16 protein-coding genes are annotated in these 16,527 nt (G+C 71.6%); 4 read left to right on the forward strand and 12 right to left on the reverse strand.

Annotated elements, in window-relative coordinates; translation table 11 throughout:
• Positions 1 to 7 precede the first annotated feature (7 nt).
• Together U2P90_RS01555 and U2P90_RS01560 are read left to right on the forward strand one after the other, a co-directional pair.
• Complete coding sequence (locus tag U2P90_RS01555; RefSeq protein ID WP_322473492.1) at positions 8 to 1,375, forward strand: sensor histidine kinase; 1,368 nt, start codon at positions 8 to 10, stop codon at positions 1,373 to 1,375.
• 160 nt (positions 1,376 to 1,535) lie between these two features.
• A complete protein-coding gene (locus U2P90_RS01560; RefSeq protein WP_322473493.1) occupies positions 1,536 to 2,282 on the forward strand; it encodes a hypothetical protein in 747 nt (248 codons plus the stop codon).
• Between the two features lie 59 nt (positions 2,283 to 2,341).
• Here U2P90_RS01560 and U2P90_RS01565 read toward each other — a convergent pair whose 3' ends face one another.
• The 10 genes from U2P90_RS01565 to U2P90_RS01610 all read right to left on the reverse strand — a co-directional run bounded on the left by U2P90_RS01565 (position 2,342) and on the right by U2P90_RS01610 (position 10,008).
• Positions 2,342 to 2,878 carry an N-acetyltransferase gene (locus U2P90_RS01565; RefSeq protein WP_322473494.1) on the reverse strand — a complete coding sequence of 179 codons (537 nt, stop codon included), beginning with the start codon at positions 2,876 to 2,878 and terminating at the stop codon, positions 2,342 to 2,344.
• Positions 2,879 to 2,903: 25 nt separating this feature from the next.
• Positions 2,904 to 3,362: a GNAT family N-acetyltransferase gene (locus tag U2P90_RS01570; RefSeq protein ID WP_322473495.1), complete on the reverse strand. Its 459-nt coding sequence runs from the start codon at positions 3,360 to 3,362 to the stop codon at positions 2,904 to 2,906.
• Positions 3,363 to 3,476: 114 nt separating this feature from the next.
• Positions 3,477 to 3,968, reverse strand: a complete 492-nt coding sequence (locus U2P90_RS01575) for a GNAT family N-acetyltransferase (protein ID WP_322473496.1) — start codon at positions 3,966 to 3,968, stop codon at positions 3,477 to 3,479.
• A gap of 47 nt (positions 3,969 to 4,015) precedes the next feature.
• Positions 4,016 to 5,416, reverse strand: coding sequence for an argininosuccinate lyase (argH, locus tag U2P90_RS01580; protein ID WP_322473497.1), 1,401 nt, complete (start codon positions 5,414 to 5,416; stop codon positions 4,016 to 4,018).
• Positions 5,413 to 5,943 (reverse strand): GNAT family N-acetyltransferase, encoded by a 531-nt coding sequence (locus U2P90_RS01585; protein ID WP_322473498.1) that lies wholly within the window; start codon positions 5,941 to 5,943, stop codon positions 5,413 to 5,415. The genes argH and U2P90_RS01585 overlap by 4 nt, the downstream gene beginning before the upstream one ends.
• On the reverse strand, positions 5,940 to 6,422 hold the full coding sequence (locus U2P90_RS01590) for a GNAT family N-acetyltransferase (RefSeq protein ID WP_322473499.1): 483 nt from the start codon (positions 6,420 to 6,422) through the stop codon (positions 5,940 to 5,942). Before U2P90_RS01590 ends, U2P90_RS01585 begins: the two co-directional genes overlap by 4 nt.
• On the reverse strand, positions 6,419 to 6,859 hold the full coding sequence (locus tag U2P90_RS01595; RefSeq protein ID WP_322473500.1) for a DinB family protein: 441 nt from the start codon (positions 6,857 to 6,859) through the stop codon (positions 6,419 to 6,421). Before U2P90_RS01595 ends, U2P90_RS01590 begins: the two co-directional genes overlap by 4 nt.
• Position 6,860: 1 nt before the next feature.
• The gene (locus U2P90_RS01600) at positions 6,861 to 8,096 is read right to left on the reverse strand and encodes an argininosuccinate synthase (protein ID WP_322473501.1); all 1,236 of its coding nucleotides are present in this window, start codon (positions 8,094 to 8,096) and stop codon (positions 6,861 to 6,863) included.
• 236 nt (positions 8,097 to 8,332) lie between these two features.
• Entirely contained in the window at positions 8,333 to 8,809 is a 477-nt protein-coding gene (locus U2P90_RS01605) for a hypothetical protein (RefSeq protein ID WP_295821143.1), read from the reverse strand.
• Between the two features lie 80 nt (positions 8,810 to 8,889).
• Complete coding sequence (locus tag U2P90_RS01610) at positions 8,890 to 10,008, reverse strand: pyridoxal phosphate-dependent aminotransferase (RefSeq protein WP_322473502.1); 1,119 nt, start codon at positions 10,006 to 10,008, stop codon at positions 8,890 to 8,892.
• A gap of 154 nt (positions 10,009 to 10,162) precedes the next feature.
• On the opposite strand from U2P90_RS01610, the gene U2P90_RS01615 reads away from it, so the two are divergent.
• Positions 10,163 to 10,468, forward strand: coding sequence for an EthD family reductase (locus U2P90_RS01615; protein WP_322473503.1), 306 nt, complete (start codon positions 10,163 to 10,165; stop codon positions 10,466 to 10,468).
• A gap of 19 nt (positions 10,469 to 10,487) precedes the next feature.
• On the opposite strand, the gene U2P90_RS01620 is transcribed toward U2P90_RS01615, so the two are convergent.
• Positions 10,488 to 11,744, reverse strand: coding sequence for an MFS transporter (locus tag U2P90_RS01620; protein ID WP_322473504.1), 1,257 nt, complete (start codon positions 11,742 to 11,744; stop codon positions 10,488 to 10,490).
• Between the two features lie 305 nt (positions 11,745 to 12,049).
• Entirely contained in the window at positions 12,050 to 13,159 is a 1,110-nt protein-coding gene (locus U2P90_RS01625; protein WP_322473505.1) for a hypothetical protein, read from the reverse strand.
• Between the two features lie 290 nt (positions 13,160 to 13,449).
• Between U2P90_RS01625 and carB the strand changes: the two genes are divergently transcribed.
• The gene (gene carB / locus U2P90_RS01630) at positions 13,450 to 16,524 is read left to right on the forward strand and encodes a carbamoyl-phosphate synthase large subunit (protein ID WP_322473506.1); all 3,075 of its coding nucleotides are present in this window, start codon (positions 13,450 to 13,452) and stop codon (positions 16,522 to 16,524) included.
• Positions 16,525 to 16,527: the final 3 nt, after the last annotated feature.

The following is a 16,527-nucleotide window of genomic DNA, read 5'->3' on the forward strand; positions in this document are numbered from 1 at the left end:
GGCCGGCATGACGCTGCGGGCCCGGCTGCTGGCGCTGCTGGTGGTCGTCCTGCTGGCCGCCTTCGGGCTGGCGGGCACGGCCGTCACGCTGGGGGTGCGGGCCTCGGCGTGGGCACAGGCCGAGCAGACCGTCACCCGCGCCCTGGCAGGCGTGAATCTTGCTGGGGCCGGCGTGGACGGACAGGACACCCGGCTGGGCGTGTGGTACCGCCGCCTGTCGGAGGAGGCGCTGGGCCTGCGCACGCGCGGCACGCTGATCCTGCCGGACGGGCGCACCTACGGCACGGATTCGGGGTCGGATGCCGTGGACGCCGCCGCCGTGGCCCGGGCCCGCCGGGACGGGCAGGCGGTCAGCGGAATCACACGGCTCGTGAGCACGCCGGGCGGCACGGTGCTGGCCCTGGACGTGCCCCGCGCCGAGGTGGACGGCCTGGCCCGGCGCACCGCCGGGATCTTCGCGGGTGTGGCCGCCGTGACGCTGCTGCTGGCCACCGTGGGCGCGTGGTGGCTGCTGGGCGTGGGCCTGCGCCCCGTGCGCGTCATGGCCCGCCGCGCCGAGGATCTGCACCCTGCCGGCGTGGCGGGCGCGGATCTGGGGGCCAGACTGCCGCTGCCCGGCCCCCACGACGAGGTGCGCTCGCTGGCCGAGAGCCTGAACCGCCTGCTGGCCCGCCTGGAGGACAGCGTGTCGCGCCTGCGCACCGAGGAGGCCCGCACCCGGGCGTTTGCCGCCGACGCCAGCCACGAACTGCGCACGCCCCTGGCCGCGATCGCCGGCAGCCTGGAGGTGCTGGAACGCGCCGGAGACGACCCGGACGTGCGCGGTCGCCTGCACGCCACCCTGCGCCGCGAGACCCGCCGCGCCACCCGGCTCGTCGAGGATCTGCTGACCCTGACCCGCCTGGACGCCGGGGCCGGGCTGCGGCTGGAGGTGCTGGAGCCGTGGCCGCTGCTGCTGGAGACCACCGAGGCCGCCCGGCACCTCGCGCCGCACCTGACGCTGGAGGTACAGGCCGCGCCGGACATGCGCCGCGCCCGCGTGACCGCCGACCGCACGCGCCTGGAAGGGGCCGTGTGGAACCTGCTGCGCAACGCCATGACCGCCACCCCGGCCGGCGGCAGCGTGAACGTCACGCTAGACGGTGACCCCACCACCGTGCGCATTGCGGTGCGCAACCCCGCCCGCCTGCCCGACGAGTTCCGTGCCCGCATGTTCGACCGCTTTGCCCGTGGCCCGGACGCCCCACCGGGCGGCGTGGGCCTGGGGCTGGCGATCGTGCAGGCCACCGCCCGTGCCCACGGCGGCGACGTGGCCGTCACGCAGCACCCGGACGACCTGGAGGTCAGCATCACCCTGCCCCGCGCCAGCCCGTAGGCGCTGGCCGGCATTCAGCGTTCGCTCAGCGGGCGGGGGGCAGGCGTTCAGGTGGGCCGCGCAGACTTCAGGTGTTTCCGAACGCCGCCCAAACATACGCCCCAGTTCTGGTGCGGGCCGGAACGCCGTTCACTCGCCCTCGCCATTCAAGGAGCGTCCCATGACCATCCGTACCCTGATCCTGTCCGCCGCGCTGGCCCTGAGCGCCGGCCCCGCCCTGGCCGCCGGCACCGCCACCACACCCGCCGATCCGCTGGCCCAGACGGCACCGACGGTCCCCGCCACACCCGGCCGCGCCGCGCCCGTGCGCCCCACCCCGCCGGCTCCTGGCACCGACGTGTGTGCCCCCGATCGGCGTGGCCCCGGTGAACGCGGCCCCGGCCTCCGTGGACAGGGTGACCGCCGCCCGACCCCACCGGCACCACCCGCCGGGATGACCACGCCGGGCACGGCGGCCCCGGCCACCCCCGCTGCTGGCAGCGCACCTGGGCGGAGCACGCGCGTCACACCGACGGCTCCTGGCACCGCGACGGCCCCTACGCCACCCGCCGCCGCCCCCGGTCAGGACGCCGGCCCGCGCGGGCCGCGCAGCCGTGGCCCGCGTGCGGCAGACTGCGGCCCGGCTGGAGATCGCGGCCCCCGTAGTCCTGGCATGGCAGCCCCCAGCGGCCGCGCTGATCGCCCCACCGCTCCCGCTCTCTCGGCTGGCCGCGCCACGGCCACCACCCAGGCCGCTGTAGCCCGCATCGACGCCATGCTCGCCCGCACCACCAACGCCAGGGCCCGCGTCTACCTGACCGACGCGAAGGCCCTGGTGCAGGCCGGCAACCTCCGCGCCGCCCGCGCCCTGATCCAGGCCGCCCAGGCGATTTCGCAGCCCGCTGCGCCGACCCCACCCCGCAAATAACCATCCAGACAGAGGGGCGGCCACCGTGAACTGGTGGCCGCCCCTCATCCCGCTTTCCCCTACCCGACCGTCAGATCCCGGTGCATGGCGATCTCGTTGCAGTTCTCAAAGAACGCGCAGCGCTGGCACTCGCTCCAGACCTTCGGGTGCAGGTTGGTCTTGTCGATGCGCGTGAAGCCGCACTTCTCGAAGAAGCTCTGCTGGTACGTCCACGCGAACAGCGCCGGCAGGTCGATGGCCCGCGCCTCGGCCTCGCACGCGGCCACGAGTTGCCGGCCCAGACCGCGTCCCTGGAGGTTCGGGTGGATCGCCAGCCCACGCACCTCGGCCAGATCAGGGGCCAGGAGGTGCAGGCCGCACACGCCGGCCAGTCCGCCGGGTCTGCCCTCGTGGGGCTCGGCGAAGATCAGGTGAAAATCGCGGATGGTCTCGGCCAGCAGCGAGCGCGAGCGCACCAGCATCTGCCCCCGCGCCGCCCAGTAGCCGATCAGCTCATGGATCGCGTCGATGTCCGAGAGCTTCGCCTTACGGGCCGTGAGCGGCGCGTCCGGGTGGACATCCGGCACGGCGATGGAATCCAGGCCCAGCAGGGTCATGCTGAGCCCCCCGCGCGTGCGCGCGTCAGCTCGCGGACAGTTCGCGCATCCACGTGGTGCCGCCCGGCCGGTCGCCCCGGTCGCGGTACGCCTGCACCTGCGGCGCGTCCGGCACCTCGCCCATGACCACGGCCAGCGGCACCTGCGTGAAGCCGAAGGTGCCCCAGTCGCCGCCCTTGGAGAACATGTAGATCGCGCGGTCGCCGCGCCCCTGCGCGTACTCGATGGCGCTCATGACCAGCCGCCGCCCCAGCCCGCCACCCCGCGCCGAGGGAATCACGGCCGCGCCACGCAGCAGGCTCACGCCGTCGCCGTGCTCCAGCCCGATCGCGCCGACCGCCTGATCGCCCCGCTCCAGCACCCAGTACGTGGTGCCCTCGGCCAGCGTGGCGTCGGTGTCCAGCCCGGCCTCGTGGAAGACGCGGGTGACGGTGTCCTTGTCGGCGCTCTGCGCCAGTCGGATGTGCTCCTGGGTCATGGTCATGGGTAGTTCCTCCGGAGAAGGTGCCGGGCTGGACGTCCGTGGGGGCGTCCGGTGCGGCCTGGTTGAGAGTGCGGGCAGAATACACCCGCCCGGGCACGCTGGCGAGGGGGCCACTCATGCCGCGCCGTCACCCACCAGGGTGCGTTTCCACGCCTGCTCGGCGTGGATCCAGCCTTTGGTCAGGCCGCTCACGACCTGCGGGGCCGCCGGCATGGCCGCGATGATCTCGTCCGGCGTGGACGGCACGAAGTCGAAGCGCCGCCAGTAGTTGCCGGCCTCCTCGCTGAACAGGTACACCGCGCGGTTCCCCAGCAGCGACGCCTGCGTCAGCGCCGACGTCACGAGCGCCCGCCCCAGCCCCTGGTTGCGGGCCTCGGGCACCACCGCCGTCGAGCGGATCAAGGACACCCCCGGCCCGTGCTCCAGCCCGATGCACCCGCCGGGCACACCGTCCAGATCGGCGATCCAGTACGTGCAGCCCTCACTCGTCACGCTCCCGGTCGTCAGGCCGCAGCGGGTGAGCAGGTCGCGGATGATGTCGAAGTCCTCCGGGCGGGCCTCGCGGAGCTTCACGTGCATGTCGGTCAGGGTCACGGCGTCGGTCATGGGAGTACCTCGGGTGGAGGGGCGGATGGGGACGGGCACGGAACGGGTCATGGCTTCAGCGCTCCCCGCGCGTTCTCGATGGCCTCCCGCACGCGCTCCGGGGAGGTGCCGCCGAAGCTGGCGCGGTTCTTCACGCTCTCCTGCACGGTCAGCGCCTGTGCGACCTCCGCGTTCAGGAGCGGATGCGCGGCGCGCAGCTCGTCGTCGGTGAGTTCCCACAGCTGCCGCCCGGAGCGTGACGCCGTGCCGACCAGCCCGCCCACGACCTCGTGCGCCTCGCGGAAGGGCACCCCCTGACGGGCCAGGAAGTCCGCGACGTCGGTCGCCGTGCTGTAACCGCGCGCGGCGGCGGCCTCGGTGACCTTCGCGTGCCACACGGTCTTGGGCATCATCTCGGCGTACAGGCGCAGCACGATGGACAGGGTGTCGTACGAGTCGAACACGCCCTCCTTGTCCTCCTGCAAGTCCTTGTTGTACGCCAGCGGCGTGCCCTTCACGACGGTCAGGAGGCCCATCAGGTTCCCGAACACGCGGCCCGCCTTGCCGCGCGCGAGTTCGGACACGTCCGGGTTCTTCTTCTGCGGCATGATGCTGGACCCCGTGGTGTGCGAGTCCGGCAGCGTGAGAAAGCCGAACTCGAAGGTCGAGTACAGGATCAGTTCCTCCGACAGGCGCGACAGGTGCGCCGAGAGGATCGCGCAGGCCGACAGGAACTCCAGCGCGAAGTCCCGGCTGCCCACGCCGTCCAGCGAGTTCGCGGTCGGGCGCGCGAAGCCCAGCGCCGCCGCCGTCGCGTGCCGGTCGATGGGCCACGGCGTTCCCGCCAGCGCCGACGACCCCAGCGGCGACTCGTCCATGCGCGCCGCCGCGTCCCGGAAGCGGCCCTCGTCGCGCTCCAGCATCGCCACGTACGCCATGAACCAGTGGCTCAGCAGGATCGGCTGCGCCACCTGCAGGTGCGTGTACCCCGGCAGGATGACCTCGGCGGCCAGGTGCTTCTCCGCCTCCGCGAGCATCACGGCGCGCAGGGCGCGGGTCTTGCCCGCCAGGTCGAGCGCCGCCTCCTTCGTGAACAGCCGGAAGTCCACGGCCACCTGATCGTTCCGGCTGCGGGCCGTGTGCAGCTTGCCCGCCACCGGCCCGATCCGGTCACGCAGGGCCGCCTCCACGTTCATGTGCACGTCCTCACGGTCGAGCCGCCACTCGAAGTTCCCGGCGCAGATGTCGGCCAGCACCGCGTTCAGGCCGTCCGTGATCTGCGCGACCTCGCCCGAGTCCAGAATTCCGACCTGCCCGAGCATCGCCACGTGCGCCAGCGAGCCCCGGATGTCCTGCTCGGCCAGCCGCTGGTCGAAGCCCACCGAGGCATTGAAGAGTTCCACGAGCCCGTCGGTGGCCTCCGCGAACCGGCCCCCCCAGAGTTTTTTATCCTGCGTGTTCGTCGTCATGTGGTGTCCTCGGTGGGCTGGGGACGTGACCCCTCTCCCCCAGCCCCTCTCCCCTCGGAGAGGGGGGCAGAGATCGGTTTGACCAGCACCACCGGCGGCGGGCTGCTGGGATTCGCGTGGGCGTACGTGTCGCCTGATACGACGTAGCCGAGTTTCTCATAGAAGGGCAGGACGTCCAGATTGAACTGCGACACCGCCAGCAACACGCGCCCGTAGCCGCCCGCGCGGGCGACATGCTCGACCTGCCACACCAGCGCGCGACCCAGGCCGGTGCCGCGGGCGTCCGGCCGGGTCGCCAGCTTGTTCAGCGTCAGGGTGTGTTCGCCGTCCGGCCGGTAGCCGACGCAGCCGACCGCCTCTCCCCTGCCGCCGAGCGCCAGAAAGCCGCCAGAGCCGGGCGAGAACAGCGAACGTTCCAGATCGGCGGGCGTGGTGCGGCTCCAGCTGGAGCGGGGATCCATGCCGGCGGCCATCATCACGGCGTGGAAGTGGGGGATGTCGTCGCGGTTGACGGGGCGAAGGGTCACAACGGCACCTCCGGGATCAGAAGCTTCATTTCCTTCTGCGGCACGAAGCCCAGCCGCTCGTACGTGGGCCGCCCGGCGTCGGACGCCGTGAGGGTCACGGTGTTCACGCCGCGGGCGCGGCACTCGTCCAGTGCGGCCTCCACCAGATGCCGGGCCAGCGCGTGCCCGCGGTGGTCGGGCACGACGTACACATTCAGCAGGTACGCCCGCACCGTCGAGTCCGTGTCCGCATTCGGCGGAAAGTCCTTCCACAGGATGCCGGCCCCCGCCACCACATCTCCGCTGTGCTCGACCAGCAGGCCGGTGTAGCCGCCACCCGCGAGCATCCGCCGATGCCACGCCACGCCCGCATCATGTACCTGCGCCAGCTTTGCCGGGTCGCTGCCCATGTCGGTGAACATGGCCGTGCGTTGAGACTGGATCAGCGCCGCGTCGTGGACGGTGGCGGGGCGCAGGGTGTAACCGGGCGGCAGGGTCACGTCCCCACCCGCCCCGGAATCTGGCCCAGATGGTGCAGGTGATGCCGCACGTAGTCCTCCGCGACGAAGCGCAAAGTGATGCTCTCGCCGCCGCCGATGCTCAGGGTGTGCTCCAGACTGGCAGCGGGCAGCGTAGCGATCACTTGGGCCAGCTGCGTCTGGTATGCGGCCCACAGGGCCAGCACCTCGGCCCACGGACGCTCCTGATACCCGCCCGACGCGACCCACGCGGTCTGGTCGTAGCCGGGCAGCCTCAGGCCGTCCTCGGCGGCGGCGCGGACGAAGCGGGCGTGGTTGTTCACGCCGCTGTCGATCAGGTGGCCCAGGATCTGCTTCGCACTCCACACCCCGGGGGCGGGCTGGTACGACGCCTGGGCCTCGGTCAGCCCCTGGAGGTATGGGAGGTGGTCAGCGACGACCTGGGCCAGGGTCGACACGTCAGACCTTCGCGGGTTGCTGCTCGGCCTGAGCTTCGGCCTTGGCCTTCACGCGGGCCTGGACGCGCATGCGCAGGGCGTTGAGTTTGATGAACGCGCCGGCGTCGTGCTGGTTGTAGTCGCCGCCCGCCTCGAAGGACACCAGATCCTTGTCGTACAGGCTCTGGGGGGCCTTGCGGCCGGCGACGGTGACACTGCCCTTGTAGAGCTTCAGGCGGGCGGTGCCGGTCACGCTGGAGGCCACGTGGTCGAAGTACACCTGCAGCGCCTCGCGTTCGGGGGCGAACCAGAAGCCGTTGTACACGAGTTCCGCATACTTGGGCCCCAGGGCGTCGCGCTGGTGCAGCACCTCGCGGTCGAGGGTGAGGCTCTCCACGGCGCGGCGGGCGTGGTACAGCACGGTGCCGCCGGGCGTCTCGTACACGCCGCGGGACTTCATGCCCACGAAGCGGTTCTCGACGAGGTCGAGGCGGCCCACGCCGTGCTTCCCGCCAAGTTCGTTCGCCCGCTGGAGCAGCGCGGCGGGGCTCAGCCGCTCGCCACCAATTGCCACCGGATTCCCGGCCTCGAACTCGATCTCCACGTACTCGGGTTCACTGGGGGCCTCGGTGGGGTCGGTGGTCAGCTTGAACATGTGCGCGGGCGGCTCGGCCCACGGGTCTTCGAGGATGCCGCCCTCGTAGGAGATGTGCAGCAGGTTGGCGTCGGTGCTCCAGGGATCCTTCTTGGTGGTGGGCACGGGGATGCCGTGCTCGCGGGCGAAGGTTTCCAGGTCGGCGCGGCCCTGGAACTCCCAGTCGCGCCACGGGGCCACGGTGACGATGTCGGGGTTCAGGGCGTAGGCGGTCATCTCGAAGCGCACCTGGTCGTTGCCCTTGCCGGTCGCGCCGTGCGACACGGCGACCGCGCCCTCCTTCTCGGCGATCTCGACCATCTTCTTGGCGATCAGTGGCCGGGCAATGGACGTGCCGAGCAGGTAGTAGCCCTCGTACAGCGCCGAGGAGCGGAACATGGGGAACACGTAGTCCCGCACGAACTCCTCTTTCAGATCCAGCGCATACGCGGCGACCGCGCCGGTGTTCAGCGCCTTGACGCGCGCCTCCTCCACCTCGTCGCCCTGGCCGAGGTCAGCGGTGAAGCACACGACGTCGTAGTCGCGCTCCGTCTGGAGCCACTTGAGGATGATGCTGGTGTCGAGGCCGCCGGAGTACGCCAGTACGATCTTGTCTTTCGCCATGTCTTCGATTCTCCCCGCTGTGTGTGAAGGCAGCGCAAGACCCCCGGACGCACCACGCCCGGCCTGTCCACGGTGGACGGCCAGGGAGCGTTAACGTCGGGAGGTCAGGGTCTGCATCTGGATGTATGGTTATACGCTTTTCGCGTATAGCTATACACGGAGGGTAGCAGCCGCGCGGGCGGGGGTCAAGAAAACCCGCCCCCGTCAGGCAGGGGCGGGCAGGGATAGCGCGTCGGTCAGGGGAGGCGGTAGTTCAGGCCGATCCGGGCCCCGGTGCCCAGGCTCACGCCGGCCGCGCTCGTACCTCCCACCGTCACCACCGGCCCGATATTGCCCTCGACGAACAGGCTCAGCGGATCGGTGATGTTGTAGCGCAGGCCCAGCGTGCCGTGCGGGTACAGGCCAAAGCCGCCGCCAGCGCCCAGCACCACGCCGGCACCCAGGCCGATGCCGTAGTACGGGGTCAGGCCGCCCAGCGAGGAACCGCTGCCGGTGAAGTCGCCCAGGTAGTCCACGCTGCCGCCGACCGACAGGGCCTTGAAGTTGAAGTTCGTGGCGTCGAGGTTCAGGCCGTAGCGCATGGCGCTGCTGGCCGTCAGGTCGTTCTGGTAGTGCAGGGTCAGGCCGGAACCGACCGAGCCGCCCACGTAGGAGGCCGCCGACGCGGTCGAGACGGCAGTCAGGGCAAGGAGGCCGAGCAGGGTGGTCTTCATGAGAATCAGCATAGGCACGGAACACGCCTCCTGCCAACCCCCGGCCTTTACAAAACCGCGCAGACATGTTCAGGGGACGTTTACGTTGGCACCGCCGTCAGCCGTTCCAGCGCCCGCCCGATGTCGTCCCGGGACTTGCAGAACGCCACGCGCAGCAGCCCCGGCGGCGCGGCGTGCTGCGCGTAGAAGGCCTCGCCGGGAATGACCGCCACACCCGCACGCTCGACGAGCGACTCGGCGCTCCAGCCGGGGCGCAGGGCCGTCAGGAAGTACGTGCCGCGCGGCTCATAGACCGTGGCTCCCAGGTCGCGCAGCCCGCCCGCGAGCAGCGCCATGCGCCCGGCGTACTCCTCGCGCAGCCCGGCGTAGAAGCCCGAATCCCGCGCCACCGGCAGGGACAGCGCCACCGCCGCCTGCAGCGGCGCGGGCGAGCAGAACGACCCCTGCTGCCGGATGCCCGCGACCATGCCCGACAGCCCCGGCGGGCACGCGATCCAGCCCACCCGCCACCCGGTCGCCTCCAGCCGCTTGCCCGCGCTGCCGACCGTGAAGGTGCGCTCCGGCGCGAGGCTCCGCAGGCTGACGGGCCGCTCGCCGAAGTACAGCTCGTCGTACACCTCGTCCGAGACGATCCACAGGTCGTGCGCGCGGGCGAGCGCCACGACCTCCCCCAGTTCCGCCGCGCTGAACACCGTGCCGGTCGGGTTGAAGGGGCTGTTCAGCAGCAGCGCCCGCGTGCGCGGCGTGACCGCTGCCCGCAGGGCCGCCAGATCCAGCGACCACCCGCCCACCGGGTCGAGCGTCATCGGCACCGTCACGGCGTCCGCGCCCGCCAGCCGCGCCTGCGGGAGGTACACGTCGAACACGGGTTCGAGCATCAGCACCTCGTCGCCGGGGCCGTAGAGCGACAGCGCCAGGACGTTCAGCGCCTCGGTCGCGCCGCAGGTGATGACCACGTCCGCGCCGTCCACGCCCAGGTCGGCTCCCACCGCGTCCCGCAGCGCGGGCAGGCCTGCCGGGGCCGAGTACTGGTCCACCGTGCCCACCGCGCGCCGGGCCGCGTCCAGCAGGAAGTCGGGCGGCGCGTCGGCCGGGAAGCCCTGGCCGAGGTTCACCGCGCCGTACTGCGCGGCGAGGCGGCTCATGCGGGCGAACACACTTTCCTGCGAGGCCAGGGCACGGGACAGCAGCTGGGGCATGCGTGCAGTGTGGACCTGCCGCGCCCACGCTGCCCGCAGCGGATCAGACGACCCCGCACCGGGACACCACGCCGGGCCGACGTGAACCCATGTCCAACCCCCGGCGGGTACGCTGCGGGAGCACCACAGTCCAGTTCCCCAGGAGGAGCCCGCCATGATCAAGCTCACGGTGCTGTACGGCACGCCCACCGACCCCGCCGCCTTCGACGCGTACTACCACGGCACGCACCTGCCGCTGGTCCATCCCATCCCTGGCCTGCGCCGCGCCGAGGTCGCCCGCGTGGTCGGCACGCCGGACGGCAGCGCGCCCGCGCACCACCTGATCGCCGAGCTGTACTTCGACGACCTGGCCGCGTTCCAGGCGGGCATGGGCGGCCCCGAGGGGCAGGCCGCGGCCGCCGACATCCCGAACTTCGCCACGGGCGGCGCGACCCTGCTGATCAGCGAGGTGCTGGGCTGATCAGCAGGGTGCTGGGCTCCTAGCGTTCCGCGCCGGCCCCCCTGGCGGACGAGCGCCCGGCCCGCGCGAGCAGCGCCAGCGTGGGCAGGCGCACCGCAGCAGCCAGCGCCAGCGCGGCGCGCACGCCCCACACGTTCCCCGCCAGCCCGAACAGCGGCCCGCAGCTGACCTGCCCCAGCGCGTCGGCCTGCGCGGCGAAGGAGTTCACGGTGGCGCGCGACCCCGGCGCGAGGCCGTGGTTCAGCCACGCGGCGTACAGCGGCGAGTACAGGCCGCGCAGCACGCCGTGCACGAGCAGCGCGGCGGCCGCCCACCCGAAGCCCGGCGCGAATGCGAAGGCCAACAGCGCCCCCACCGAGCCGGCCAGCACAACCCGCAGCGTGCGCGCCACCCGCCGCGCGTCACCCAGGTCGAGGCGGCGGCGCAGCGGCTCGATCACTGCCCAGCCGACCACGGCCCCCGCGAGACTCAGGGCCACGAACCAGTCGGACGTCCCCAGCGTCACGCCGCCCAGCGCGGCGGGCAGACCGGTCTCGCGCAGCAGCAGGAACTCGTGCAGGCGGTCGATCGCCTCGGTGCTCGCGCCGTACAGCCCGGCCGCCACGATCAGGGTGCCCAGAAAGGCGCTGCCGCGTACGGCTTTCGCTCCGTCCCTCAGGGGCGCGCTCAGGGCCGCCCACGTGGAGCGCTCCTCCCGCGCGGCGGGGCGGAAGCCGGTCTCGGGCATGCGCAGCGCGAGGTACGCCCCGACGAGCAGCGCCGCCCCCCCGCCCGCGAGCGTCGCAGCGGCCGGGCCGCCCCAGCGCGCCAGCAGCGCCGCGCCGAGCACGCCCGCGATCCCCGCCACGCGCCCGTACTGCCCGCCCAGCAGCAGCGCCCCGCCCAGGCGCTCCTCGCCGAGCTCGTCGGCCAGCCACGCCTGCTGCGCGCCGCTCAGGCAGGTGTACCCCGCCGCGCTGACCACCTGCGCGGCCACGATCACCCCGAACACCGGAAACGAGCCCACCAGCAGCAGCCCCACGCCCAGCAGCGCGCAGCCCAGCACGATCGACAGCCGGCGCGAATACACGTCCGCCAGGACGCCGGTGGGCACCTCCAGCATGAAGGCCGCGCCCTCCAGCGCCGCGCCGATGAGCAGCAGCTGCAGGGGCGAGAGGCCCACCACCTGCACGAAATACACGCCCTGGAGCGTGAACGCCAGGGCAAACGCGAAGGCCAGACCGGCCTCCATGACGAGAAAGACCCGCAGCGGATGGCGGGATGAACGATCGGACATGGGGTTCCTCGGGGAGATCACGCGGGGCCGCAGGGCCACCACGGCAGGGCGGAGCGACACGGATCACCGACCGACCCCCACAGCCGCCCCGCGCTCAACACAGCGGGACGGAGCGGCCCGTCGCCGCTCGGACACGGCGCGGGCACGACTTCGGATGGGGGTCAGGTCAGGATTGGCATGGTCGATCACGCCCCGCGGAGCGGGACACGGGCAGCGTACCCACGCGCCGCCCGCGCGGCATCCGCCACATGGCGCAGCGGGCGGGGCGGCCCCGGACACCGGCCGCCCCGCTCCCCTCCTCGCAGTTACTCCGGGCCGCGCGACCTCACCTCGCTGACCGCCGGACAGTTCACGATGAAGCCCGACGGGCCCCATGCGCCGCCGCCGGGCACGGTCACCGCGCCCGCCGATGCGAGAGCCTCCACCTTCCCGAAGTCCGTCTGGCGCAGGTTCGTCCCGGCGGCCACGGCGGCGTCCGTCCACACGGTCACGTGCACGTTCCACAGCGGCGAGTACTCGTCGTCGCGGGGGAACTCCTCCAGCACGTTCAGGGGGCTGCCCTCGCCGCGCAGCGCGGAGGTCAGGCCCTGGCGCTGCGGGTTGTCCGCGCCCGTCTGCCCGTTGATGAACAGTGCCAGGCCGCTGCGGGCCGTCTGTCCGCCGCCATTCAGGCCCGGCGCGGCGTCCAGGGCCGGGGCCAGGGTCACGCCCTCCAGGGCCGCGGCGTCGCTGGCGCTGGCGTCCAGCGAGACGTAGTAGACCTCGTTGCCGTCGTAGAAGCCCTCGGTCTCCTGCAGGGTCACGCGGTGGCGGGCGGCGTTCACGCTGACCACCTTGGTGTGCTGCCCGGTGGGGTTGCTGACGTGCGAGGCGTTCAGGACGATGCCGCCCGGCAGCTCGATCAGCGGCGAGTAGCCGGCCTGCCCCACCTCGCCCGGTTGCAGGGCGGCGGGCGGGAAGCCGCCGGGGCCGGGCGTCACGACCCGGTCGGGCCGGAAGTCCACGGTGGCGTTCACGCTGAGCCGGCCGCCGCGCAGGGTGGCCTTCTGGGTGGCGGCGGTGCCGGCCGCCCTGGCCAGGTTCGGCGCGTAGTTCACGCCCAGGATGCGCGCCACGTCCCGGTCGGACGCCTCGGTGACCACGAAGCCGAAGCTCTGGCCACCGCTGCGGCCCTCGTACAGCGGCAGCGTGATCTGGTCGAGTTCCGGGTCTTCCTTCCCGCGCAGGTACACGACGCGTTTTTCCTTCCCCTGAGCCGCTAGGGACTGGGCGCTCAGGTCGTCGGTGGGCCCCGCCTGAGCGGCCAGGGCGGTGATCTCGGTCATCATCCGGGCGTGTTCGTCGGGCTGCGGCGCGACGGAACCGCAGGCCGCCAGGGACAGGGCCAGCGTGACCAGGGCAGTGGGTCGGAACATGGGAAACCTCCGGGGGACTGCTGCGGTGCATGGGGCACCGGCCGCCGCGCGGTGGGCGCAGACGGAGAAGGGCGGACGGACACGGGCCAAATCGACGTCGACCACGGCGTCCACAGGACACCGGGGACAGGCCCCGGCTCAGGGTGTGGTGATCACCGACAGGGGTACGGGGGTGGGGGGCGGAGGGTTCAACGCCCGCTCCCTCCTCTCCGGTTCCACTCCACTGTGCATAACCATGCATACACCGCTCACGCCCCCCAGCCCCATCCGTGACATACTCACTCTCTGGAATGCCCAAGCGTACTGACCTGAACACGATCCTTATCCTCGGCAGCGGGCCCATCCAGATCGGGCAGGCGGCCGAGTTCGACTATTCGGGCACGCAGGCCCTGAAGGCCCTGAAGAAGGAGGGCTACCGCGTCGTGCTGGTGAACTCCAACCCGGCGACGATCATGACCGACCCCGATCTGGCGGACGCCACGTACCTGGAGCCGCTGACGCCAGCGTTCGTGGAGCGCGTGATCGCCAAGGAGAAGCCGGACGCGCTGCTGCCCACGCTGGGCGGGCAGACGGCCCTGAACCTCGCCATGGATCTGCACGAGCAGGGCATCCTGGAGAAGTACGGCGTGGAGCTCATCGGGGCGGGGGTCGAGGCGATCAAGAAGGGCGAGGACCGCGAGCTGTTCCAGGCGGCCATGAAGAAGATCGGCGTGGAGACGGCGCGCGGGCAGATGGTGCACTCCATGGACGAGGCCGTCGCGTACCAGAAGGAGATCGGCCTGCCCATCGTCATCCGGCCCTCGTTCACGCTGGGCGGCACGGGTGGCGGCATCGCGCACACGTACGAAGACTTCCTGAAGATCACCGAGGGCGGCCTGCGCGACAGCCCCGTGACCAGCGTGCTGCTGGAGGAAAGCATCCTGGGGTGGAAGGAGTACGAGCTGGAGGTCATGCGCGACACGGCCGACACGGTCGTGATCATCACCTCCATCGAGAACTTCGACCCGATGGGCGTGCACACCGGCGACAGCATCACCGTGGCCCCGGCGCAGACGCTCAGCGACGTGGAGTACCAGCGGCTGCGCGACCAGAGCCTCGCCATCATCCGCGAGATCGGCGTGGACACGGGCGGCAGCAACATCCAGTTCGCCGTGAACCCGAAGGACGGCCGCGTGATCGTGATCGAGATGAACCCCCGCGTGAGCCGCTCCTCCGCGCTGGCGAGCAAGGCGACGGGCTTCCCCATCGCCAAGATCGCCGCGCTGCTGGCGGTCGGGTATCACCTCGACGAGCTGAAGAACGACATCACCCGCATCACGCCCGCCAGCTTCGAGCCGAGCATCGACTACGTGGTCACGAAGATCCCGCGCTTCGCGTTCGAGAAGTTCCCCGGCACGTCCGACGCGCTGGGCACGCAGATGCGCTCCGTGGGCGAGGTCATGGCGATCGGCCGCACCTTCAAGGAGAGCCTCCAGAAGGCCATGCGCTCGGTGGAGTCCGACGTGCGCGGGGCCTTCGCCGCCATGAGCGACGACGATCTGCGCGGGCTGCTGTACGGCAATCCCCGCCGCCTGGAGGCCGTGCTGGAACTCCTGCGCCGGGGCGAGACCCCGGAGGCCCTGTTCGACGCCACGAAGATCGACCCGTGGTTCCTGGGGCAGCTCAGGGAGATCATCGACGCCGAGAAGGAACTCCTCGACCTGGGGCCCATTGCCGAGTGGAAGTACGAGATCTGGCGCGAGGTCAAACGCCTGGGCTTCAGCGACGCGCGCATCGGCGAGATCGTCGGCTTGAAGGAACTGGAGGTGCGCGCCATCCGCAAGGACGCGAAGGCCGTGCCCGTGTACAAGACCGTGGACACCTGCGCCGCCGAGTTCGAGGCGCACACCCCCTACCACTACAGCACCTACGAGTGGGAGGACGAGGTCACCGCCACCGACAAACCCAAGGTCGTGATCCTCGGCAGCGGCCCCAACCGCATTGGCCAGGGCGTGGAGTTCGACTACGCCACCGTGCACGCCGTGTGGGCGCTTCAGGAGGCCGGGTACGAGACCATCATGGTCAACTCGAACCCCGAGACGGTCAGCACCGACTACGACACCGCCGACCGCCTGTACTTCGAGCCGCTGACGTTCGAGGACGTCATGAACATCGTCGAGCACGAGAAACCCGTGGGCGTGATCGTGCAGCTGGGCGGCCAGACCCCCCTGAAACTGGCCCGCCGCCTGGCCGAGGCCGGGGCACCGATCATCGGCACCAGCGTGGACGCCATCGACGAGGCCGAAGACCGCGCCTCCTTCAACGCGCTGTGCGAACGCCTGGGCCTGCCGCAGCCGCTCGGGAAGGTCGCGCAGACGCCGGATCAGGCCGCCGCGCTCGCCACGGAACTCGGCTTCCCGCTCATGGCCCGCCCCAGCTACGTCCTGGGGGGCCGCGCCATGCGCACCGTCCGCAGCATGGACGAACTCAGCACGTACCTGTCCGAGGTGTACGCCGCCGTCGAGGGGCAGCCCAGCATCCTCCTCGACCAGTTCCTGGAAGGCGCGCTGGAACTCGACGTGGACACCCTCTGCGACGGCGAGCGGGCCGTGGTCATGGGCATCATGGAGCACGTCGAGGCCGCCGGCGTCCACAGCGGCGACAGCGCGTGCATCCTGCCCCCCGTGAACCTGAGCGCCGAGCTGCTGGCCCGCGTGAAGGCCGACACGGAACGCCTCGCGCTGGAACTCGGCGTGCGCGGCCTGATGAACGTCCAGTGGGCCGTCAAGGACGGCACCGCGTACATCCTGGAAGCCAACCCGCGCGCCAGCCGCACCGTCCCGTTCGTGTCCAAGGCCGTGAACCACCCCCTCGCCAAGAGCGCCGCCCGCATTGCCGTCGGGCACACCCTGGAGCAGATCGGGCTTGTTGATACGCCCACGCCCGGCATGTACTCCGTGAAGGAAGTGCACCTGCCGTTCCTGAAGTTCGCGGGCGTGATCCCCACCCTGGGCCCCGAGATGAAGAGCACCGGCGAGAGCATGGGCATCGACAGCGACCCCTACCTCGCGTACTACCGCGCGCAGATCGGCGCGAAGAGCAACGTGCCCACCCAGGGAACGGCCCTGCTGATCGGCGACGGCCTGGACGACGTGGCCGCCAGCCTGGAGGACACCGGCCTGACCGTCATCCGCGAACAGGACGGCGACAAGCTCCCCGACCTGCTGATCGACGTGACCGGCAGCCGCCTGCTGCGCACCGCCCTGGAACGCGGCGTGCCCATCGTGAGCACCAGGGAAGCTGCCGAGTGGACGGCGAAGGCGATTGCCGCCGCGAAGGGCGCGGAGCTGGGCGTGAAGAGCTTGCAGGAGTGGGTCAGAGGGTAGGGA

The organism is Deinococcus sp. AB2017081 (assembly GCF_034440735.1).
GTDB classification, from domain to species: domain Bacteria; phylum Deinococcota; class Deinococci; order Deinococcales; family Deinococcaceae; genus Deinococcus; species Deinococcus rufus.